General features: G+C 39.9%; 24 protein-coding genes and 1 pseudogene. 13 read left to right on the forward strand and 12 right to left on the reverse strand.

Annotation, left to right across the window (positions count from 1 at the left end; genetic code table 11):
- Window positions 1-280 (reverse strand): annotated as a pseudogene (locus ACTB1O_RS06575) (3-hydroxy-3-methylglutaryl-CoA reductase); the annotation flags it as partial.
- Window positions 281-326: 46 nt separating this feature from the next.
- On the opposite strand from ACTB1O_RS06575, the gene ACTB1O_RS06580 reads away from it, so the two are divergent.
- Complete coding sequence (locus tag ACTB1O_RS06580) at window positions 327-1,241, forward strand: class I SAM-dependent methyltransferase (RefSeq protein ID WP_462994340.1); 915 nt, start codon at window positions 327-329, stop codon at window positions 1,239-1,241.
- Between the two features lie 8 nt (window positions 1,242-1,249).
- Here the strand turns inward: ACTB1O_RS06580 and ACTB1O_RS06585 are convergent, their stop codons facing one another.
- Window positions 1,250-1,777 carry a hypothetical protein gene (locus ACTB1O_RS06585; protein ID WP_462994341.1) on the reverse strand — a complete coding sequence of 176 codons (528 nt, stop codon included), beginning with the start codon at window positions 1,775-1,777 and terminating at the stop codon, window positions 1,250-1,252.
- Between the two features lie 368 nt (window positions 1,778-2,145).
- On the opposite strand from ACTB1O_RS06585, the gene ACTB1O_RS06590 reads away from it, so the two are divergent.
- The 5 genes from ACTB1O_RS06590 to ACTB1O_RS06610 all read left to right on the forward strand — a co-directional run bounded on the left by ACTB1O_RS06590 (window position 2,146) and on the right by ACTB1O_RS06610 (window position 6,171).
- Window positions 2,146-2,982 carry a mechanosensitive ion channel family protein gene (locus tag ACTB1O_RS06590; RefSeq protein ID WP_462994342.1) on the forward strand — a complete coding sequence of 279 codons (837 nt, stop codon included), beginning with the start codon at window positions 2,146-2,148 and terminating at the stop codon, window positions 2,980-2,982.
- 221 nt (window positions 2,983-3,203) lie between these two features.
- The gene (locus ACTB1O_RS06595; RefSeq protein WP_462994343.1) at window positions 3,204-5,144 is read left to right on the forward strand and encodes a UvrD-helicase domain-containing protein; all 1,941 of its coding nucleotides are present in this window, start codon (window positions 3,204-3,206) and stop codon (window positions 5,142-5,144) included.
- Window positions 5,145-5,297: 153 nt separating this feature from the next.
- Entirely contained in the window at window positions 5,298-5,531 is a 234-nt protein-coding gene (locus tag ACTB1O_RS06600) for a DUF7557 family protein (protein WP_462994344.1), read from the forward strand.
- Between the two features lies 1 nt (window position 5,532).
- Window positions 5,533-5,790 (forward strand): type II toxin-antitoxin system RelE family toxin, encoded by a 258-nt coding sequence (locus ACTB1O_RS06605; protein WP_462994345.1) that lies wholly within the window; start codon window positions 5,533-5,535, stop codon window positions 5,788-5,790.
- A 30-nt stretch (window positions 5,791-5,820) separates the two neighbouring features.
- A complete protein-coding gene (locus ACTB1O_RS06610) occupies window positions 5,821-6,171 on the forward strand; it encodes a putative zinc-binding protein (protein ID WP_462994346.1) in 351 nt (116 codons plus the stop codon).
- A gap of 13 nt (window positions 6,172-6,184) precedes the next feature.
- Here the strand turns inward: ACTB1O_RS06610 and ACTB1O_RS06615 are convergent, their stop codons facing one another.
- The 5 genes from ACTB1O_RS06615 to ACTB1O_RS06635 all read right to left on the reverse strand — a co-directional run bounded on the left by ACTB1O_RS06615 (window position 6,185) and on the right by ACTB1O_RS06635 (window position 10,139).
- Window positions 6,185-6,685 (reverse strand): TspO/MBR family protein, encoded by a 501-nt coding sequence (locus ACTB1O_RS06615; protein WP_462994347.1) that lies wholly within the window; start codon window positions 6,683-6,685, stop codon window positions 6,185-6,187.
- Between the two features lie 144 nt (window positions 6,686-6,829).
- A complete protein-coding gene (locus ACTB1O_RS06620; RefSeq protein ID WP_462994348.1) occupies window positions 6,830-7,219 on the reverse strand; it encodes a Zn-ribbon domain-containing OB-fold protein in 390 nt (129 codons plus the stop codon).
- Between the two features lie 3 nt (window positions 7,220-7,222).
- Window positions 7,223-8,389: an acetyl-CoA acetyltransferase gene (locus tag ACTB1O_RS06625; protein WP_462994349.1), complete on the reverse strand. Its 1,167-nt coding sequence runs from the start codon at window positions 8,387-8,389 to the stop codon at window positions 7,223-7,225.
- Window positions 8,386-9,435, reverse strand: coding sequence for a hydroxymethylglutaryl-CoA synthase (locus ACTB1O_RS06630; RefSeq protein ID WP_462994350.1), 1,050 nt, complete (start codon window positions 9,433-9,435; stop codon window positions 8,386-8,388). Before ACTB1O_RS06630 ends, ACTB1O_RS06625 begins: the two co-directional genes overlap by 4 nt.
- Window positions 9,429-10,139 carry a transcriptional regulator gene (locus ACTB1O_RS06635; protein ID WP_462994351.1) on the reverse strand — a complete coding sequence of 237 codons (711 nt, stop codon included), beginning with the start codon at window positions 10,137-10,139 and terminating at the stop codon, window positions 9,429-9,431. Before ACTB1O_RS06635 ends, ACTB1O_RS06630 begins: the two co-directional genes overlap by 7 nt.
- Before the next feature lie 125 nt (window positions 10,140-10,264).
- Here ACTB1O_RS06635 and ACTB1O_RS06640 point away from each other — a divergent pair, with 125 nt between their 5' ends.
- The 4 genes from ACTB1O_RS06640 (at window position 10,265) to ACTB1O_RS06655 (ending at window position 13,640) form a co-directional block, all read left to right on the forward strand.
- On the forward strand, window positions 10,265-10,945 hold the full coding sequence (locus ACTB1O_RS06640; RefSeq protein ID WP_462994352.1) for a DUF120 domain-containing protein: 681 nt from the start codon (window positions 10,265-10,267) through the stop codon (window positions 10,943-10,945).
- A complete protein-coding gene (gene ribB / locus ACTB1O_RS06645; protein ID WP_462994353.1) occupies window positions 10,942-11,616 on the forward strand; it encodes a 3,4-dihydroxy-2-butanone-4-phosphate synthase in 675 nt (224 codons plus the stop codon). The genes ACTB1O_RS06640 and ribB overlap by 4 nt, the downstream gene beginning before the upstream one ends.
- A 195-nt stretch (window positions 11,617-11,811) precedes the next feature.
- On the forward strand, window positions 11,812-12,969 hold the full coding sequence (locus ACTB1O_RS06650; RefSeq protein ID WP_462994354.1) for a PAS domain-containing protein: 1,158 nt from the start codon (window positions 11,812-11,814) through the stop codon (window positions 12,967-12,969).
- An 8-nt stretch (window positions 12,970-12,977) separates the two neighbouring features.
- Window positions 12,978-13,640 carry a M48 family metallopeptidase gene (locus tag ACTB1O_RS06655; RefSeq protein WP_462994355.1) on the forward strand — a complete coding sequence of 221 codons (663 nt, stop codon included), beginning with the start codon at window positions 12,978-12,980 and terminating at the stop codon, window positions 13,638-13,640.
- A 61-nt stretch (window positions 13,641-13,701) separates the two neighbouring features.
- Here ACTB1O_RS06655 and ACTB1O_RS06660 read toward each other — a convergent pair whose 3' ends face one another.
- Window positions 13,702-14,148 carry an adenylyltransferase/cytidyltransferase family protein gene (locus ACTB1O_RS06660; protein ID WP_462994356.1) on the reverse strand — a complete coding sequence of 149 codons (447 nt, stop codon included), beginning with the start codon at window positions 14,146-14,148 and terminating at the stop codon, window positions 13,702-13,704.
- Window positions 14,149-14,517: a Mov34/MPN/PAD-1 family protein gene (locus tag ACTB1O_RS06665; protein WP_462994357.1), complete on the reverse strand. Its 369-nt coding sequence runs from the start codon at window positions 14,515-14,517 to the stop codon at window positions 14,149-14,151. It lies immediately after the preceding gene.
- A gap of 115 nt (window positions 14,518-14,632) precedes the next feature.
- On the opposite strand from ACTB1O_RS06665, the gene ACTB1O_RS06670 reads away from it, so the two are divergent.
- Window positions 14,633-15,079 (forward strand): universal stress protein, encoded by a 447-nt coding sequence (locus ACTB1O_RS06670; protein WP_462994358.1) that lies wholly within the window; start codon window positions 14,633-14,635, stop codon window positions 15,077-15,079.
- Between the two features lie 15 nt (window positions 15,080-15,094).
- On the opposite strand, the gene ACTB1O_RS06675 is transcribed toward ACTB1O_RS06670, so the two are convergent.
- Window positions 15,095-16,507 carry a dihydropteroate synthase-like protein gene (locus ACTB1O_RS06675; RefSeq protein ID WP_462994359.1) on the reverse strand — a complete coding sequence of 471 codons (1,413 nt, stop codon included), beginning with the start codon at window positions 16,505-16,507 and terminating at the stop codon, window positions 15,095-15,097.
- A 46-nt stretch (window positions 16,508-16,553) separates the two neighbouring features.
- On the opposite strand from ACTB1O_RS06675, the gene ACTB1O_RS06680 reads away from it, so the two are divergent.
- Window positions 16,554-17,222, forward strand: a complete 669-nt coding sequence (locus ACTB1O_RS06680) for a CehA/McbA family metallohydrolase (protein ID WP_462994383.1) — start codon at window positions 16,554-16,556, stop codon at window positions 17,220-17,222.
- The gene (truA, locus tag ACTB1O_RS06685; protein ID WP_462994360.1) at window positions 17,219-18,010 is read left to right on the forward strand and encodes a tRNA pseudouridine(38-40) synthase TruA; all 792 of its coding nucleotides are present in this window, start codon (window positions 17,219-17,221) and stop codon (window positions 18,008-18,010) included. The genes ACTB1O_RS06680 and truA overlap by 4 nt, the downstream gene beginning before the upstream one ends.
- Before the next feature lie 28 nt (window positions 18,011-18,038).
- Here the strand turns inward: truA and ACTB1O_RS06690 are convergent, their stop codons facing one another.
- Together ACTB1O_RS06690 and ACTB1O_RS06695 are read right to left on the reverse strand one after the other, a co-directional pair.
- A complete protein-coding gene (locus ACTB1O_RS06690; protein WP_462994361.1) occupies window positions 18,039-18,947 on the reverse strand; it encodes a hypothetical protein in 909 nt (302 codons plus the stop codon).
- 160 nt (window positions 18,948-19,107) lie between these two features.
- Window positions 19,108-19,674, reverse strand: a complete 567-nt coding sequence (locus ACTB1O_RS06695) for a DnaJ domain-containing protein (RefSeq protein ID WP_462994362.1) — start codon at window positions 19,672-19,674, stop codon at window positions 19,108-19,110.
- Window positions 19,675-19,677: the final 3 nt, after the last annotated feature.

Here is a 19,677-nt window from a genome sequence, read left to right on the forward strand (position 1 = left end):
CAAGGGGGATATAGTATTCTTCTTTTGCGTATTCGCCGTTTACTTTGAGCAGGCCTGCTACACCTAAAGGAATCTGGATGGCACCTATCATATTCTCGCAGTTCTTCTGAACCACTTTTTCAATTCCTATTGAATATTTTCCGGCTTTGTCAAATTTGTGTCCTGTTTCCTCTTCGATGTATGCCCTTCTGACGGATACTGCCTTTTCAGCCGGCAGTTCGCTTTCAAGAGCATGCATCTTCAAAGTGCCGTTTTTCAGTCTCCCGATATACTCTTCCATTGCGTTTAGTTATTTGTCTGATAAGATACAATATTATGACGGTTGAATGTCTGTAAAGAGCTGGGGGATTAAGGTAAACAAGTCTGACGGGGAATCAGTCCGGCAGAGACTGATTAGAGAGGGCCTTTATGATAAGAATTTAAGGCCGGTATCGGATGAAACATCCCTTATATTTCCGTTAGTATCCGAAAGTGAATCATCCGGAGAATTTCTCTTTGAAGAGAGAAAGATAAGACGTGAGCCTGCACGCCATGAACTTATCGGCGGAATTGCGGTTATGCAGGATGATGATAAAGAGGAGGCGGAATATCTTCTTAATTCAAGGCCTGTGATACACACTGTTCTTCACTCCGAAGGCCCTGTATCCGGTGAATACCGGGTTAAGGAATTTAAGGTTCTTGCGGGCGAGGATACAACAAAGACCCGCTATGTTGAATATAACAACCGCTTTTTAATTGATCTTTCTGTTGCATACTTCTCGGCAAGGCTTGCAAATGAAAGACAGAGGATATATTCACTTATGAATGAGGGTGAGAGGGTTCTGGATATGTTTGCAGGAGTGGGGCCCTTTCCAGTAGTTCTTTCTGATAAGGCATCTGTTGTATATTCCGGGGATATCAATCCTGGTGCTGTAAGTCTTATGAGAGAGAATATCCTTCTTAACAAAAAGAAGAATATTATTCCCATGCTTGCTGATGCGCTCGTTCTCGGGAAAATTTTTGAGAAGAATTCATTTGACAGAATTATAATGAATCTTCCAATGACATCCTCTGAATTTCTGGAGGTAGCATTCTCACTCTGTAAACCCGGCGGGATGATTCATTATTATACACTTCAGTCCAAAGAGGGTGAGATGATTCCGGTTTTAAGAAAGTTTACGAAGGGAGAGATAAAAGAGAAGATGGTAAGGTCGTATTCCCCTGTTCAGCACCATGCCGTCTATGACATCTGCTGTTTTTAGAGTGTTTTTCATATCTTTATTTTTAGATACTGGTAGCCGAGATCTATGGCAATATTCTTCCAGATTTCGTCATTGATTCGCAGCCTTTTGTAAGGCGGCGTCAGGTTTTTTCTAATATTATAGCAGTGACTTATATCCTTAAATTCTGTTGTTTCAAAGAAATGTCTGTCCAAAGGCGGGAAAAACATATAGATATATTCAGATGTGGCGGCAATCATCCCTGACATATTGAGTGCACATGCGGACCAGATATCTGAGATGGAAAATCCTCCCCCGAGGGGATGATTGTGCATGAATATTTTTCCATGAAGTCTGTGGATGTCATAATAATTAAATTCGATACTGTTTCTTTTTCCTTTCATTCTGAAGAGAAAATTACCTGATCTGTCAAAGATTATTGCCTTTTCAAAGGGGAGATCTTTTATCTCCCTGACATGCCTCAAAAAACTTTTGTTTAATGCTATTATATCGCCGGGATGTTCAGAAGGTGGTTTAATTATTGTTTTATTTTCTTCGGTTTTTTTACCGCAGATCATATGTTACAAATATAAATTAAGTTAATTAAATATTTTTTGATAATGTTCCATTCGGTATTGCTTTAAAATATTTCCTCCCTGGTATTCGGAATTTTCCTTTTTGACAATAAAAACTGTTTTTACTTATCGTGTAAATAAGTCTCATGGATTATATCTCTAATAGTCACATGAGGGTTTCTGATTATTTGATGAATCCGTATATATTGTTAATTATTGGATATATTTGCTATAGATTCCGGTGAAAGAATCAGATTTGGATTAATTATTATCGGGGACAGAAGGGTGCCGCCTTTGGTTATTCTGTCTCTGTTCTTAATTCGGGCATGATTTTTTATTCACCATTAAATTTCCTGGAGGAGTAATAAGAAATGGCAGACGACTCAAAACTAAGCATTGCCCAGATAAACAGTTATCTGGAAAATGTAACATCAATCTCGTTTGAACAGATAATAATGGCTCTTGCAGCTCTTGTTATTGGTTATATTGTAATAAAAACCATAACAAAGCAGATTGAAAAATTTGGCGAGAGGGACTTAAGAATTCCTAATCTTATGATGCTTCAGATAACAAGGGCAATTAAGATCTTTTTGTATTTCGTTGTGATTATGGTTGCTCTGGGTATTCTGGGGCTTAACGTTGATGGAATTTTAATCAGTGTCGCAGCAGGCATATCAATTATTCTTGGTTTTGGTCTTCAGGATACAGTCAATAATATTGCATCCGGTATCTGGATAACGGCATCCCGTGCTTATGATCTCGAGGATGAGGTTACACTTGCAGGTGAGACCGGTATTGTTAAGGATGTCAGCATAATGGCAACCGAGCTTAAAAAACTGGACAATACAAGGGTTATGATTCCTAACGGCAAGGTATGGAACAGCCCTATTATCAATGTAACAAAGGAATGCAAGCGACTGATTGTGGTCGATTATGGTGTCGGATATGAGACTAATGTAAATGACGCAATAAAGGTCGCACTGGATGTTGCCGACAGTCATCCGAAACTTCACAAAGAACCAAAGCCGATTGTCAGGTTTAAGGAGATGGCCGATTCTGCCGTAATTCTGCAGTTAAGAGTCTGGGTTGATACCGATGACTACTATCCGGTGAAATCAGACGTCTTAAAAACTCTCTTTGAGAAACTTGGTGAGGAAGATATCAATATCCCGTTCCCGCAGAGGGATGTTCATATAATCGAAAAATAATTTTTTTGCAGTATATTCTTCGCTTTCTAAGTATGATATAATTACCAATTACATGAGATACTAAGTCTTTCAAAGTAATTCACTCCAATTTTATGGGTATTATTGGAAATTCCCGATAATTTAATGCTTAATTAAAATATTAATATAAAATGCACTTGCTATTTTTTTGGGGGCAAATGTAAATTTAACTAAAAGTAATTTTTTTATAAGGGGATCTTATTTTGAAATGGGATGATGGTTTAGAAAAGGATAGTCAGCATTTTGGTATCGCTTCATCAGATGGAAAATTTGTATTAGTAAGAGCGGGACCAGGGACTGGAAAGACATTTGCAATGATGAGAAAAATTGGACGACTTTTAGAAGCTGAAAAGGTTCATCCTTCTAAAATTTTAGCGGTCTCTTTTACAAGAACAGCTGCGAATGATTTAATAGAGCAATTAGACAATTTAGGGATTGATGGTGCCTCTGATGTTAAAGCAAGCACATTGCATAGTTTGGCTTTTCAAATATTGGGGAAAAATAATTGTTTTGAATTGACTGGACGAAATCCAAGACCTCTCCTTGATTTCGAAAAAAAGTGCTTAATATCAGACATTTCTAAAGATCATGGAGGAATAAAAAAGTGTGGTAAATTATTAAATGCTTTTGAATCATATTGGGCTCGTTTGCAACATGAAATTCCTGGTTGGACAGAAGATGAAAATGAACAGTTATTTCAAAAAAATTTGACACATTGGCTTGAATATCACGAATCAATGCTAATAGGAGAATTAATCCCAAAAACATTGGATTTCTTAAGAAGTAATCCGGAAATTGCTAAAGAGTATTACTTTGAATATGTTCTTGTTGATGAATATCAGGATTTGAACAAGGCTGAGCAGGAATTTATTGAAATTATCTCTAAAAAAGGTAATTTAACTGTTATTGGTGATGAAAACCAGTCAATATTTAGTTTTAAACATGCAAATCCTGAAGGGATACTTGAATTTAGTAATACACATAATAATACAGAAAATCATGAGCTTCATGAATGCAAGAGGTGTCCAAAATTAGTATTGAAATTTGCAGAAAATTTAATTATAAATAATTCTGATGTAACAAATTATCCTTTTTTTTGTCCAGAAACTCATATTAATGGGGATATTCATCTTGTGCAACATATTTCTTCCGATGAAGAAATTGATAATATTGCAAATTTTATAAAATATTCTTTAGAAAATGATGAATCATTATCTTCAAGAGATATTTTGGTATTATCTCCCCGAAGACAAATTGGCTATGGTATAAGGGATAAGCTCAATTCTATGGGTTTTATATCTCAAAGTTATTATTCTGAAGAATGTTTAGATAATGATTCTTCAAAAGAAGGAATGTGTCTTTTAAAGCTTTTAGTGAACCCTGATGACAGGACTGCGCTAAGATCATGGTTGGGGATTGGAAAATCAAATTATCGGACCCCTGCATATCTTAGGCTGAAAAAACTTGCAAAAAACAATAATCTCAGCCCAAAAGAAGCATTGGAGAAAATATTGTCCTCTAAATTAGAATTTAAAACTCAACGGAGTGACATAATTGAGAGATATATTATTTTGAGAGATAAATTGGGTACTTATAATGGTGAAATAAAGGAAGAATTAATTGATTATCTTTGGAGAGAAAAGATAGATTGCAATCAGATTCGAGAGATTGCATTTTCAATTATTAATGAATGTGAATCAGTTGAAGATTTTTCATCAAGATTAGTAATGACGATTTCTCAACCTAAATTGCCCGATGAAGATATTATTCGAGTTATGAGTGTACATAAATCAAAAGGATTAACCGCTAAGTTTGTAATTTTGGCAGGATGCATTAATGGAATTATTCCAAATATTGAAAAAGATGTCACTCCTGAAGAGAGAATAAAAAAATTAGAAGAACAAAGACGTCTTTTTTATGTAGCTTTAACAAGAACCAAAAAAACACTTGTTCTAAGTAACTTCATTTCAATGTCTCCTATTAGTAAAGCTAAAAGGATGAATATTCCAATATCTAATTGGTATCATAATGGACGAGGTGGAGTGGCTTCATTTCAAAGTAGTATGTTTTTAACTGAAATACAACCTTCCCAAATGGTTGAAACTATATCTGGTGCTGAATGGAAAAATAAAATTGGATTCTAATAAATTTGTTATCCTTGAATTTTTTTTTAATTAATTTGACATTAAATTGAATACTTCCACAAATAATATATAGAGATTTCTTTTTTAAAAAGTAAAAGTAAACTCCGCCTGAGAAATTTATTTATATTTACAAATGATTACTTGTGTATACATATGTCATCAATGGTCAGAATTCAGGAAGATGTCAAACAAAAACTTGATTCTCTCAAAGCTTATCCCCGGGAATCATACAACGATATAATAAATCGAATTGTTGAAAGCTATGAATCGGAAATCCTTTCCGATGAGGATATTAAGGATATAGAAAAATCTCTTGATGATCTGAAATCAAAGAAATACAAAACCATTGAGCAGTATGCGGCTGATGAAGGAATTTCTTTGAACTGACATGTCATATACAGTAATTCTGCCTGAAAATATCCAGAAATCGCTGAATAAACTTCCGGGAGATATAAAGGAACGGATTGTTCAGAAGATATACAGCATAAGATCTGATCCCTTCAGGTATGTGATCCCTGTTAAAGGAACGGATTATCATCGCCTGAGAGTTGGCGATTACAGGGTGATTATTAGGATTGAAAGGGGTAAGATGATAATTATTGTTGTAAAAGTTGATGGCCGGAGCAGTGTTTATGACAGACTCTGAGTATATCCGGAAGAGATAGGATACAATAAAATGAGCGAAATAATTCTTATAACCTGCTCGGGACTTTCAAGTACCGGGAAACTCACATCACAGGCGGCTCTTTCATTTATGCAACGAAATCCCTGTGCTGCAGATAGACACATTTCCGCTTTGAAGTTAAACAGCAATTCTGATGATATTGTGGGAGGCAGGGTTGTTTTATTGGTTGACGGATGCAGTGACTGCTGTGCAAAAAAGAAGCTATCCTCCTGTGGTCTGAGTTCTTCTGCTCATATTGTTGCAACAGAACTGGGTATTGAAAAAAGAGGGACAGAAGAACCTACATTTGCAGAGATTGAAAAAGTAGTTCTGGCGATAAAAAAGAGCGTTAAGGGATTTTAATTCCTGTCGTTTTTTAGAATACAACCGGATTTAACAATAGCACGGCTGCATTTATTATCGCTGCAAACGAGACCCATGCTATATAGGGAATTAACAGATATGCAGCTGTTTTGTTTACCTTATATGATGTTATTATTGTTTCAAATATGAATATCCACAGGAATATAATTCCTATAAGACCGTATAAGGGACTTTGTAGTCCGAAGAAGAAGAATGACCATCCTAAATTTAATACAAGCTGGATTGCAAAAAAACCCAGTGCCACTTTTACATTTCCGTCTGTTTTATCCTCTATCCAAAGAAGATAAAGCGATATACCCATCAGTACGAAAAGAGTTGTCCAGACAATCGGAAATGCTATTGATGGCGGTAAAAACCATGGTTTTGCAAGGCCGGCATACCATGAATCCGGTCCGGTTTCTGTGAAATATCCCCCTGCAACTCCGGCAAGATTGCAGACTACAACTGCTCCTATAAGAGCCACCGGATCTTTTATAATTTCAGTAATTTTCATAATCCCCATTTTCCCCCGTTTTATTAAATTTTCAACCTTTTTTATACTCAGATCTTTTTGTCTTTTACAATTAAGTCAGGCATTTATGTTGCATCTTTATGAGCAGAGATATCCTGTCCTCCCAAAAAAAGGTTATGCCTGCTTTCAGGCAGGAATAAATTTTGTTCCGTATACAATAACGCCGCTCTCACCGTCAGCAGTTATCTTTCTGAATGTCGGTTTAACCGGCATTCCGATGTGGATTTTATCTATGTCACAGATTATCTGGGCTGTCAGCCGTGTACCCTCATCTAGTTCTATAATTGCAACCGGGAAAGGTGTCTGAAGATCATACTCTTCACTTGCCGTTCGGACTATTGAGAATGTGACTACTTTTCCTGTGCCTTTGAATTTGTGTTCGACAATTTTTCCTTCTCTTCTGCATGTGGGACAAAGGGATCTTGGCGGGTAATAGTAATTTCCGCATGTCTCGCACTTTGTTCCGAGAAGATTGTATCTGCTCTGCTGTTTTCTCCAGAATCGTGGGACAGACATATTTTAGGCCCTCCTTAATATGTTTGTAACAACAGTTGCACCGGTACCGCCGACATTGTGTGTCATTGCAGTCTCGGCACCGTCAACCTGTCTTTTGCCTGCATCTCCGCGAAGCTGTGAAACAACTTCACAGATCTGCTTAATACCTGTTGCACCAACGGGGTGACCGCATGACTTGAGTCCTCCGCTTGTGTTTACCGGTAGTTTTCCGTCAAGAGCTGTGTATCCTTCTTCTGTAAGTTTTCCTGCCTCTCCTTTCTTACAGAATCCCATGTCCTCTATTGCGCAGAGTTCTGCTATTGTAAAGCAGTCGTGAACTTCGACCAAGTCAATATCAGATCTCTCAAGCTTTGCCAGTTTAAATGCACGGTCTGCTGCTGCAACAGTTGCATCAAGTGTGCTGATATCGCGGCGGTCATGGAGTGCAATTGTGTCAGTTGCCTGTGTTGATGAAAGAACCTTTACCGGGCAGTCTGTAAACTCCTTTGCTTTTTCCAGTGAACAGAGAATGACTGCTGCTGCACCGTCTGTTACAGGTGAGCAGTCCATTAGTCTTAACGGGTCTGCGACAAGTGTTGAATTTATCACAGTGTCAATTGTTATCTCTTTTCTGTACTGCGCAATCGGGTTCTTTGCTCCGTTGTAATGGTTTTTGACTGCAACCTGTGCAAGCTGTTCGCGTGTTAAACCGTACTTGTTCATGTAGTCAACGGCTATCATTGCGTAAAGGGACGGGAATGTAACGCCGTACATACCTTCCCATTCACGGTCTGCCGCACCTGCAAGGGCATCTGTTGTCTCTCCTCCGGAGACATCAGTCATCTTCTCAACACCTGCGGCAATTACAATATCCTGTGTGCCTGATGCAATACAGCTTACTGCCTGTCTGAATGCAAGTCCTCCTGATGCACATGCCGCTTCAGTCCTTGTGGACGGAATGTGGTTTGTTGCAAGGCCTGCATAATCTGCAATGAGTGCTCCGATATGTTCCTGGAGAACAAAGCGGCCGCCGCTCATATTTCCGACAAACATCTCCTGGATCTGATCCCCGTCCATGCCTGCATCTGCAATTGCCTTTGCTCCTGCCTCAACACAGAGATCCCTGAATGAGGTATCCCATTTCTCTCCGAAGTTTGTGAGTCCAACTCCGACTACTGCTACTTCTCTCATTTTTGCATCACTATCTTACCCTTGTGTTTTGCATACAGTGCATAGTCGAGATACTGCTTGTCTGCAAGGAGTTCTTCGACACCCGGAGCCGCACTTCTGTCGATCTCGGTCTCAATTGCATCTGTTACTGTTATGTCAAATCCGTCACTGCCTGCACCTGAACCGTATGATGTGACAAAGATTCTGTCGCCCGGCTTTGCAGCATCAAGAGTTGCCGAAAGTCCGACCGGAACAGCTCCTGAGTATGTATTTCCAAGACGTGTTACTGCAAGACCCGGGTTTATCTGCTCTGATGTGAATCCGAGCATCTTTGCGACATTTCTCGGGAATTTTGCATTTGGCTGGTGGAATACTGCGTAATCGTAATCAGACGGTTCTGTCCCAACCTTTTCCATCATAAGTTTTGCAGCGCCCTGAATGTGTTTGAAGTATGCAGGATCTCCTGAAAAGCGTCCTCCGTGACGCGGGTATGCCTGTCCTTCGCGTCTCCAGAAATCAGGTGTGTCTGATGAGAATGAGCATGTATCGTTTATCTCTGCGATAACCTTGTCATCTCCTATAACAAATGCCCCGCCACCTGCTGCTGCCGTGTATTCAAGTGCATCTCCCGGTGCACCCTGTGCAATATCGGAACCTACTGCAAGACCGTATTTGATCATGCCGCTTTTTACAAGTCCCATGCATGCCTGAATACCTGCTGTTCCTGCTTTGCATGCAAATTCAAGATCTGCTGCTGTCATAACAGGGGTTGCACCGATTGCCTCTCCGACTGTGACTGATGTCGGTTTGACAGCATACGGGTGTGATTCACTGCCCACATATATTGCACCGATATCTTCGGGGTTTATCTCTCTTCTTGCAAGTGCGAATCTTGCTGCATTAACCGAAATTGTAAGGGTGTCCTCGTCCAGACCCGGAACCGATTTTTCAGCGACTCCGAGTCCTTTTGCAATTTCAGCACCGTTTGCACCCCAGACTCTCGCAATCTCTTCTGTTTTAATGCGGAATCTTGGGATATATGCGCCGTATGTAATTATTCCTACCATGGTTTTTCCCTCAGTACTTTAACAATCCTGTCTGTATCCATCTCAGTTGTAAGGAGTGCGATTCTGTCTCTTGATGCAAGTTCAGGCACAAGGGGGTGAACCTCATCCGGGGAGATTCCCTGAAGAATCACACAGCGTGGTTTAAACGGAGTGACGCGGATTGCTATCATCGGCGATTTGCCGGTTGAAACATTTGTAAAAATTAATGCCCTTTCTGTACTCCAGCCGTAGATTTTATTAAATTCCGTTGCTGAGAGTTCAACTATGGCATTTAAACTGTTGACAACAGTATAACCGTAAATTTTGTGATCCATCGGGCCTGTAATCAGTTCACATTCAATAGTATCACAAAAATTCTGTAGCGGAATTGACGAGTTATAATCATGCATGTCATAGATTACATCATCGTCAAAATCACTGTAGAGGATATTGGCGTACTTTTTCATGTACCTGCCACCGTTCTCCTCATCTATTGTAAGAATTGTGCCAACAATCTTTCCGACCACCGCGGTGCCGGGACTTTTTCTCCTGCCTCCTTCATAATCTGAGATGACAGATGGTGAAAATCCAAGTTTTTCTGCCAGCATTCCTGGCGGGATGTTAAAATTGATCCTCCACTTTCGGAGAGCATCTCCCGGGGAATCTGACAGCGTAATCTCTCCTGCCATTTTTTCAGCAAGACGGTTACGCAGTGCGGATTTCATGTTAATATATGATTATTTAATACATTATATAATTAGCGAATGCCGATTCGTCATTTCACGAAAAAATGTGGGGGGGTGACAGTCTGTGATAAGATCATAATCCATATATGTTAAGCATATCAATTATGGTAGTGACTATGGTTGCTGCTGAAGATCTTATGTTTCTTAAAAAAATAGCGCTTATGGGTGGTCTTAGCGGACAGGTGGCTGTTTCATCACAGAAACTTGCTGATTCCCTAAAGATGAGTCCCCAGACTGCATCCCGCCGTCTGATAGCACTTGAAAAAGAGAATCTGATATTAAGATCAGTAAGGCCTGAGGGCCAGTACGTTGCAATAACCAGGCCCGGTGAGGACGCACTCAAAAAGGAATATGCCGATTATAAAAGACTCTTTGAGGATAATACCGGCATACTCCGGATTGAGGGTGAACTGATAAGCGGTCTTGGTGAAGGCCGCTATTATGTCAGCATTCCCGGATATGTAAAACAGTTTAAGGAGGCTCTTGGATTTGAGCCATATCCCGGAACCTTAAATGTCAGGCTTGACTCTGCCGGAGTTGAGACCAGAAAGAAGGCCGAACTTCACGGCTGGGTTGATATTGACGGATTTATTGCCGATGACAGAACATTTGGGAGTGCAAAATGCCTTCCATGCAGAATAAACGGATATAAATGTGCAATAATCGTTCCGGGAAGATCACATTATCCTGATGATATAATTGAGGTCATATCCGAGGTCCGGCTTCGTGAGAAGATGGGTCTTACAGACGGGGACAGAGTAAAAGTTGAGGTTTGTATAAGATGATAGAAAAAGCAATAGAAGCACTAAAAAAGGGAGAATTTATTTTAATTTTTGATTTTGCAGATAGAGAAGGAGAAACTGATTTTGCAATCCGCTCTGATGCAGTAACCTCTGATCACATCCTTACTATGAGAAAGGATGGCGGCGGACTTATCTGCACATCCATTCACTCAAAGGCTGCTGAGAAGATGGGTCTTCCCTTTGCAAGCGAAGCTCTTTCGATGACTCATCTTGCAGAAAAAAAGGGTGATATTCCGTACGATAAGAAGAATCATTCCTCATTTTCACTCTGGGTGAACCACCGCGATACATTTACCGGAGTAACAGACATTGACAGGGCACTTACTGCCAACAGGCTTGCGGATCATGTGAAGTTGTCAATGAACGGTGGATCACCTGATTTCGCCTCGGAATTCAGAACTCCCGGACATATGGCAACCCTGCGTGCAAATGAAAAGCTTTTGGATCAGAGGCGTGGTCAGACTGAACTCTCCATTGCGCTTGCAGAACTTGGAGGAATCACTCCCTGTGTTACAATATGTGAGATGCTTGATGACAGAACAGGACGTGCACTTGTAAAAGAGGATGCAATTAAGTATGCAGAGGAAAAAGGCCTTATTTTTGTCGGCGGAAAAGAGATTGTGGAATACTGGGAACAGCATAAAACTCTTTGAAAATTTTAAAATTCTTTTTTTATAATTTTATAATATCCATATTTTATGCGATGTGCAATATTGAATGCATAATCCGGAAAAAACCAAAATGATATATTCTACTTCAGTATAATAATAAAAATCAGAGTAATCTGCGTCATTTTATGAAAAAATAACAGTTAAATGACGTTTTTAATTATGTGGAAGTAAATCCTGATGGATGAAGATTTAAAAGGAAATACAGGCAGATCCTCAATATCTGCAATGTCTCAAAGGGCTTGTGAGAATCTCCGCATGATGATTGAAAATCCTGTGGCATCCTCATCTGTACTTCCGGATAAATATCCTGATATGCCATTCGTCCAAAATCCGGAGCAGGTTTTTTCCCTTTCGTCAGAGATTGTTTTTATTGTTTCATATCCGTCGGGAAATACTGTTTATATCAATCCTGCCGGCAGGGAAAGGATGATAAAGGCAGGTATTGATCCATCCCTGAATAATATAGCTGATTATTTTACAATAAAGGGTCCGCAGGACAGAATAATTTCAGAGGATAAGACAAAACCAAATGTTTTCCTTTTGAATAATGGTTCATATGATCAGATGGAACTCAGGGCAGCTGATATATCAGGAGGAGATGGCTCACTTATTCTGGTATATGCAAAAAATATCTCCGAAGAAAAAAAATCAGTCCGTCTTCTCCGTAAATCGGAGATTCAGCACATATCAACATTAAATGCGATTATCGACGGAGTTGTGGTCGTCAATAAAGACATGGAGATTGTAATCTTCAATGACGCTTTTGAATTGTTTATCAGAGATACCGGCACATCCAATGTTCTTATCGGGAATAAACTCGCTGATGTTGCACCACATCTGACAGGAAAACTCGGTCTTGAATACAGATATGTCTTTAAATCCGGTGAATCACTCGACACAATCATAAAATTCCGGAATAACGGAATACTGACATATCATGAGGTTATTAAAAGCCCTGTATTTGATGACGGTGAAGTCATTCAGGTAGTAACAATAATTCGTGACAGAACCAAGAATCATCATCTTGAAGAGCTCAAAAAAGAAGCGTTCTTCCAGATAGAAAAGAATATGGAACAGTTTGCAATATTAAATGATCATATCAGAAATCCCCTTCAGGCAATAGTGGGCCTTGCTGACCTTTATGGCGGTGATATGGGTTTAAAGATAATATCCCAGGCTCAGGAAATAGATGAGATAGTAACCCGGCTTGATGCCGGATGGATTGAGTCCGAAAAGGTGAGGGATATGCTTTCAAAACATTATGGGATAACCTTAAAACGCCGTCCGAATGTTGAAAGCCCTATTGGAATGCTTAAAACTGAAGATAAATATTAGTTTTGGATATGAAATTTGAAGGTATTTCTGTATCTGTTGTGAGAAAGCCTGTAAAAAATATCAGGTTGTCTGTTCTTTCCGACTGCACTTTAAGAGTTGTCGCCCCAAAAGGATATGATGTCGGGAGTTTTCTTTATGAAAAGAAGGGATGGATACTTGGGCATATAGAAAAAAAACGTAATCTTTCGGTTAAGTTTTTGGAAAAATCTTCAAAGATGCTTCTTTTCGGAAATTTTTTTTCTGTAACACCGGGTGACTCCTGCAGGATTGATTATGGGAGTATGACAATATTTTATCCGTCTGTCTGTGAATTTAAGAAATTCATAAAATGCCGTCTGAGAAATGATCTTGAAATCCGGACTGGTGAGATTGCACGGGAGATGGGTGTGTCTTATAAGGGATTTTCTATACGAAACCAGAAGAGCAGGTGGGCAAGCTGTTCATCACGGGGAACACTCAGTTTTAATATCCGGATTGCGGCTCTCTCTCCTCATCTGAGGGACTATATCATAATACACGAGCTTGCGCACATAAAAGAGCATAACCACTCCAAAAATTTCTGGAATATTGTGGGAAATTACTGTCCTGAGTATAAGGCACATAAAAAGAGCCTTTCAGAATACTGGCTTATGATTGAACAGAATGTCTTCTGGAAGACAATGCTTGAATAATTCCTAAAAACTGTTGTTTTATTATTTAGTTATTTTATTGTTTAGTTCATCAAAAAAGTAATTATTCGGTTTCATCAGGATTGTTTTCATTACAGCGCTCTTTTAAGATCTGCTGCATGATGCTTCTTGAACTTGAAAATCCGTCTCCTTCCGAGCCCTGAATTTTTACAACCTTTGCCTTTATATTTCGTTTTTCAAGCTGTTTTTCAAGATTTTCAATGTTAAAATACTGGTTGAATCCTATTGTTATTATATCCGGGTTTATCTCTTCTATTGGTTTTAGCATATCGCCGATCTCCCCGAGACGGGCATTATCGACCATCTTTAAAGACTGAACCATTAAAAGACGCTGTTTTTCGGGTATTACAGGTTTTGGTTTGTGCTTCACGTTTTTATCGCGGGCAATTATTACGAAAAGCTCATCCCCGAGTTTTTTGGATTCGTTGAGATAGTACAGATGACCCGGATGGAGCAGATCAAAAGTTCCTGTTGCAACAACTCTTACCATTTAAACCACCTCCATTGAAAACTCTTCTCCGTTTGCCCTAAAGCATTTCCATGTATCTTCATTGTAGGGGGCACCAATAATTATGTGGTATCTGCCGGTCTTCGGGAAGAATTGCAGATCCGCATTTGAAGGCCTTACAGCTCCGCTCGGGTGCGAATGGGCACTTCCTGCCGTATTTGTATCGAGCGGCATCATATACTGCATAAAACTTGCGCTGGACTCTCCTGAAATTGTGCCGGGTGCAAGCTCAAGCTCTTCAATGATTCCGTCTTTTTGTTTTAGAATTGCCAGAAACTCGTTTGGATGCTGACTTTTTCCAAGGGCAAAAAGTGTTTCCAAAAGTTCCCTTCTGATTCTGATGTCCGGCATAACTGTCTTGATATGTTTAAATGCGTTATAGATAATTGTTTCATTAAGTGAGTAAGAGGCACGTTAAAACTACCTTTTGGATAGAATTAATTATTTTAAGGCTATAGAGTATCGTATGTACTCTAAAATTGTTGTTGCGGTGGATGGCTCTGAATCATCATTAAAGGCGCTTAAAAAAGCGATAGATATTGCGTCCTCATGTGATGCAAAACTTTACGGTCTGTATACAATAAACACCGGTGTTTACGGTTCATCAGTTGTTGATCCCTCACTTGGTGTTGTGGACCCTTCCTCCGAGAGAATATTTGATCTCTTAAAATCCGAGGGTGAGGAGATACTAAACAATGCAAAAGCGATTGCCGCTGAGTATGATTATGATGTTGAATTTGTATCACGTATGGGTGATGCACGTGATGAGATACTGGACTTTGCAGAAGAGGTTTCAGCTGATCTTATAATAGTCGGCTCAACAGGCAAAGGAAGGGCAAAAAGATTTTTAATGGGAAGTGTGAGCACTGCGGTTGTTGCAAACAGCAAAATATCAGTTCTTGTTGTAAGATAAATTATGGAAGAGGCTTTAAAACGGCCCGTCCTGATCAAAACTTCTTTTATATTTAAGTGAAAGTTCTGCTTTATAAAGCTCCTTTCCGAGATATGCGGCATGGTCCATTAAGGATACGCGGTCGTGCTTTAGAAGTGTATAAAATACGTCCTCCCATTTTTTACCCTTAAATGCCGTTTTGTTGTGAATTGCAACTATGTATTCCCCTTCTGTTATAATCCTCAGATTTCCAAGTGGGTCGTATTTTATATCCTCCGGCATTTTTTCGGAAATTATCACTGATTCGTATTCATGAGGCGGGTTTATCCTTCTTCTCTTCTCCTTAATGCAGAAAAGTGAGAGGCCCAGATCTTTTGGGTACGGCCGGTCTGACATCAAAGCCATCATATCAACGGCTCTCTTCATCTCTTTAACGCATCCATATGTCTTATCAGAATGCTCGCTGGTGAATATTACAGATGCACCGGCTTCTTTTGCCATTCCGGCAAGAAGAGCGTTTACGCCGGGTGAGTCTGCATCGATTAGTTCTGTAACATTTCCTGCCCCGAAAAACAGCGGAGCATTATAATCCTTAAATCCGGATAGTGATTTTACAAGTCCGGAACCCACAGGCTGAAGGAGAGGATCGGCAATAATTTTTGCAATTCCTGCCTCTTTTGCAGCTTTTATATTATCCTCAAGACTGTTTTCAAGGGGAACTATTACAGCCGCCGCACCGGCTTTTGCAACATCTTTTGCAACCAGAGATATATTTTTCTCATGAAGTGAGAGGAAAATGTCAGCATAGGGAAGTGCGGCTTTAATAAGGGCAGGGTCCTGTGTGTCTGCCGCAAATATCCCTTCAATATCCTTTAAAGCCTCAAATGTTTCTGATACATCCTGCGGGGTTGCATCAAAACCAAATCCCAAATCAACTATGTCTGCGCCGGAATTGAAAAAATAAATGACTTTATCTTTTAGATTTTTTAATTTATGTGCATCCATAATCTCTGCGAGAACTTTCATCTGCGAACTTCCGCCGAATTTGAGCCCTTTTATTTCAAAGTCAGAAGTTGCCTCCTCCTCTTTTTTAATGAGTCTGTCATATGCGCCCGTTTCTCTGGCACTGATAAGTATCTCATCTGCCGGAATTGTTTTTGAAAGCGGGATTGTGTCTATTGATCCCAGGATAAGACCCAGGTCTGCCGCGTGGCGCGGCCCCAAAAAAATTGGAATTCCTGTTTCTCTCTCGATATTTGAGAAATCTGCAGTGCACATCCCTGATACAAGGACCATATCACACGGGTTTTTTTCAATAAGTTCCTTTAGGCTGACAGGGGTGATAAATGCCGCAATTTTTCCGGAAACTGTTATTTTGACATCAAAACCTTTTGATGACTCCTTAACAAGCGGATATGCCAGTGAACCTGTGGGAAGGAGAATTGTCATTGTAGCTTGAATTAATATGCAATAGGTGAAAAATACTACTGATTTAATGCTGAAGTGTGATCTGCATATCCATACGAATTTTTCACGTGATGGTGAGAGCAGCGTGGAGGATATCCTAAAAAGGGCAGAAAAAAGAGGCCTTGATGCAATAGCCATAGTCGATCATGATACTGTTGACGGTGCGCTGTATGCTTTATCAAAAAAGTCGGATGTATTAGTAATACCTGGTATTGAGGTATCAACAAAACAGGGTCATCTGCTTGTTCTTGGTATTACTGAAGTTATTCCTGCCAAAATGGATTTTTATAAGACTGTAAGAATAGCAAGGGAGAAGGGCGGCTTTTTAATCCTCCCCCATCCTTACCACCAGTGCAGGCATGGCGTCGGTATAAAGATAAAGACTGCAATAGAGGCTGTTGATGCGGTTGAATCTTTTAACAGCAGATATATTGTGGGATCAGCCAACAAAAAGGCTGGCAGGAAGGCAAAATTCTTTGGAAAACCGTGTGTTGCCGGAAGCGATGCGCACAATGCCCGCTTTGTCGGATACGGGATAACCTTAATAGATGCGGAAAAAAACGTGCCTTCGATACTTGCCGCAATCAGGCAGGGAAAGACAGAGCCCACAGGAAAGATGACGCCTCTTCGGTCGTATACACGTCAGTCGCTTAAGAATACGAAAAGAAAGATAATGCGGCGTGTACATAAAAGATGAGACTTGCTTTTGAGGTTTCATATATCGGAACCAGGTTTTACGGCTCACAGCAGCAGGCAGACAAAAGAACTGTTGTGGGAGACATTATTGAAAGTCTCTGTGAACTTGGCCTGATTGGAAGTGCATATGACGCTGATCTGTCTGTATCCGGGAGGACTGATACAGGAGTTCATGCAAAACGTCAGGTAATCGCGTTTAATACAGAGTGTCCAAAAAGGGCGATATCGGCTGTAAACAAAAAACTCCCGCCTGATATCAGGTTTACCGGATATGCCGAAGTCCCGTCTGATTTTAATCCCCGGTTTGCTGCCCGGAAAAGAACATACCGGTACTATTTTCCTGCCGGAATCGGTGGCGTTTCTTATAATTTTGAGGATATGGAAGAGCTGGCAGGAATTTTTACAGGGAAGCATAATTTCAGATCTTTCTCCAGACCGAACGGGAAATCATTTGAAAGAGAGGTATTATCCTCTGAATTATTCCGTGATGACGATTTTTTTGTTTATGAGATCAGCGGATTTTCCTTCCTCTGGCATATGGTGCGCTGCATTGCATATACCCTTGAATCTGTCGGCAGGGGAATTATGAATGTTTCTGACGTTTCTGATGCCTTAAATAATCCCTCTGGGAAAAGATTTCCCGCAGCACCTCCGGAGGGTCTTATTCTCTGGGATGTGGACTGCGGAATCAGTTTCAGTCCGATAGATATTCACGAAAAAAGTCTTATTCACACAAATGATCTGCAGGGGCACTATTCCCGATTAAAAAAGATCTCGGAAATCTGGTAAAAACAAAAAAAATATTTTTTAAAATTGATTATACCGGACGGATTTCTACTCCGCCTGGTGTCATAAACCTTACAAGCCAGCTTGGAATTGGCTGTGAAGTCTTAACCTGGGTCAGGAAATCGTCCTTGTTTGTAACGACTCCCCTGTATGTGGCAATAATCTGATAGTCTCCGTCAAAGAGTGTTATTCCAAGACTTTTTACTGTGAGATGCTTTGCAGGGAATGTCTCTGTCTGCCCTATTGCCATTGTCCTTCTGTCATTGTTTATCATCAGAGTTGCAGAACCGCCGCTGCTTATTGCCCTTGCAGGTATTCCTGCGAAGCTGACTTCAGTGTTGTCCGGCATCAGGATATCATATTGTGCGGTGTATGAAAGGGGATATCCGTACGCGTTTATATTGCTGTTTCCCGTAATCAGAGATACATATCCTGCCGCAAGGACTGCAAGTATAATGACTACCACAATCAGAATGTTTCTTAATGTGTGACTCTGTTTTCCTGCAACTTTTTGCTCTTCTTTTTGTTTTCTAAGCAGTTCCTTTTCGATCTCTGCCTTTTTCCTCTCTTCTTCCCTGCGTTTTTTCTCCTCTTCAACAGCCCAGGTCTGTTTTTCTTTCTGTTTTTTCAGATCTTCTGCCTGCTTTTCTTTCTCAAGACGCTCTAGTTCAAGTTGTTTCTTCTTCTCGGCCAGAAGTCTTTCATCTTCAGCACGTTTCTGTGCCTCTATTACCTCGTATTTTTTTGCCTTCTCTGCTGCATCCTTATCTTTCTGCTCTTTTTCAATTTTTTTCCTCTCTTCATCACGGATTTTTTCCAGTTCCTTATCAGAAAGACCGTTTCCATTATCGGACTTTTCAGCATCGCCGGGCAGTTTTACAGCCTCGCTTACCTTTTTCGTAAAACCTTCAAGTGATTCTTTATCAGGTATTTTAACCATATTATTTCACCTCTAATGATGAGATAACTTTATAGATATTTAAGCCATTCGGGTCAATTTCCTGTTTTATTCCAAATCAGGTATATTTTGATGAATAACCAAAAAAATGATTTTGATTTTTATAAAAATGAGAAAAAATAGTGTTTTTGTAAAATAAATTTCAGAGACTTTTTATTCTGTATGGTTTTTTATCAATGATAACAAACTCTGAACCATTCTGGTAATAGTGCTCGGCGTTAAAAATTCTGTATTCTTTTCCGTCAATTAAGTATTTTTCCTCGCCTTCATGTTTGAATCTGTGGATTCCGCCGATATTTATCATCTCGTCTCCGACAATTATGTAGTCATTATCGCTGATTATGATATGTCGCAGGTTTTCAAACTCTCTTTTTTTACCGTTTATCAAAAAATGCTCTTTTTCTCCTGAGTAATATTCGTAATCCGCCATTTTGGAAAATTCATCACCTTCATCTGAAAAATCATCCGAAACAGTATTTTTATTATGGTTATACCTGCTGTCATATTCCTCGCGCCTTTTGCTGTCGGATAATACCTCGTATGCCTCGGTTATCTTTTGAAATCTCTCTACTGCATTCGGATGTGTTGAGGTGTCAGGGTGAAATGCTTTTGCAAGACTGCGGTATGCCTTTTTTACAGCATCAGAGTCTGCATCGCTGTACAGGCCTAAAACGTCATAATGATCAGTGAAATTCTCTTTCGCAGGCATAAT

It is taken from the genome of Methanomicrobium sp. (genome assembly GCF_055145805.1).

Coding starts and splice junctions, on each gene's coding strand:
- ACTB1O_RS06605 (WP_462994345.1), top strand. CDS start 5,533: ATGTCATATACAGTAATTCTGCCTGAAAATATCCAGAAATCGCTGAAT.
- ACTB1O_RS06600 (WP_462994344.1), top strand. CDS start 5,298: ATGTCATCAATGGTCAGAATTCAGGAAGATGTCAAACAAAAACTTGAT.
- ACTB1O_RS06670 (WP_462994358.1), top strand. CDS start 14,633: ATGTACTCTAAAATTGTTGTTGCGGTGGATGGCTCTGAATCATCATTA.
- ACTB1O_RS06625 (WP_462994349.1), bottom strand. CDS start 8,389: ATGAGAGAAGTAGCAGTAGTCGGAGTTGGACTCACAAACTTCGGAGAG.
- ACTB1O_RS06635 (WP_462994351.1), bottom strand. CDS start 10,139: ATGAAATCCGCACTGCGTAACCGTCTTGCTGAAAAAATGGCAGGAGAG.
- ACTB1O_RS06675 (WP_462994359.1), bottom strand. CDS start 16,507: ATGACAATTCTCCTTCCCACAGGTTCACTGGCATATCCGCTTGTTAAG.
- ACTB1O_RS06615 (WP_462994347.1), bottom strand. CDS start 6,685: ATGAAAATTACTGAAATTATAAAAGATCCGGTGGCTCTTATAGGAGCA.
- ACTB1O_RS06640 (WP_462994352.1), top strand. CDS start 10,265: ATGGTAGTGACTATGGTTGCTGCTGAAGATCTTATGTTTCTTAAAAAA.
- ACTB1O_RS06690 (WP_462994361.1), bottom strand. CDS start 18,947: ATGGTTAAAATACCTGATAAAGAATCACTTGAAGGTTTTACGAAAAAG.
- ACTB1O_RS06660 (WP_462994356.1), bottom strand. CDS start 14,148: ATGGTAAGAGTTGTTGCAACAGGAACTTTTGATCTGCTCCATCCGGGT.
- ACTB1O_RS06580 (WP_462994340.1), top strand. CDS start 327: ATGTCTGTAAAGAGCTGGGGGATTAAGGTAAACAAGTCTGACGGGGAA.
- ribB (WP_462994353.1), top strand. CDS start 10,942: ATGATAGAAAAAGCAATAGAAGCACTAAAAAAGGGAGAATTTATTTTA.
- ACTB1O_RS06650 (WP_462994354.1), top strand. CDS start 11,812: ATGGATGAAGATTTAAAAGGAAATACAGGCAGATCCTCAATATCTGCA.
- ACTB1O_RS06585 (WP_462994341.1), bottom strand. CDS start 1,777: ATGATCTGCGGTAAAAAAACCGAAGAAAATAAAACAATAATTAAACCA.
- ACTB1O_RS06695 (WP_462994362.1), bottom strand. CDS start 19,674: ATGCCTGCGAAAGAGAATTTCACTGATCATTATGACGTTTTAGGCCTG.
- ACTB1O_RS06630 (WP_462994350.1), bottom strand. CDS start 9,435: ATGGTAGGAATAATTACATACGGCGCATATATCCCAAGATTCCGCATT.
- ACTB1O_RS06655 (WP_462994355.1), top strand. CDS start 12,978: ATGAAATTTGAAGGTATTTCTGTATCTGTTGTGAGAAAGCCTGTAAAA.
- ACTB1O_RS06590 (WP_462994342.1), top strand. CDS start 2,146: ATGGCAGACGACTCAAAACTAAGCATTGCCCAGATAAACAGTTATCTG.
- ACTB1O_RS06665 (WP_462994357.1), bottom strand. CDS start 14,517: ATGCCGGACATCAGAATCAGAAGGGAACTTTTGGAAACACTTTTTGCC.
- ACTB1O_RS06620 (WP_462994348.1), bottom strand. CDS start 7,219: ATGTCTGTCCCACGATTCTGGAGAAAACAGCAGAGCAGATACAATCTT.
- truA (WP_462994360.1), top strand. CDS start 17,219: ATGAGACTTGCTTTTGAGGTTTCATATATCGGAACCAGGTTTTACGGC.
- ACTB1O_RS06610 (WP_462994346.1), top strand. CDS start 5,821: ATGAGCGAAATAATTCTTATAACCTGCTCGGGACTTTCAAGTACCGGG.
- ACTB1O_RS06680 (WP_462994383.1), top strand. CDS start 16,554: ATGCTGAAGTGTGATCTGCATATCCATACGAATTTTTCACGTGATGGT.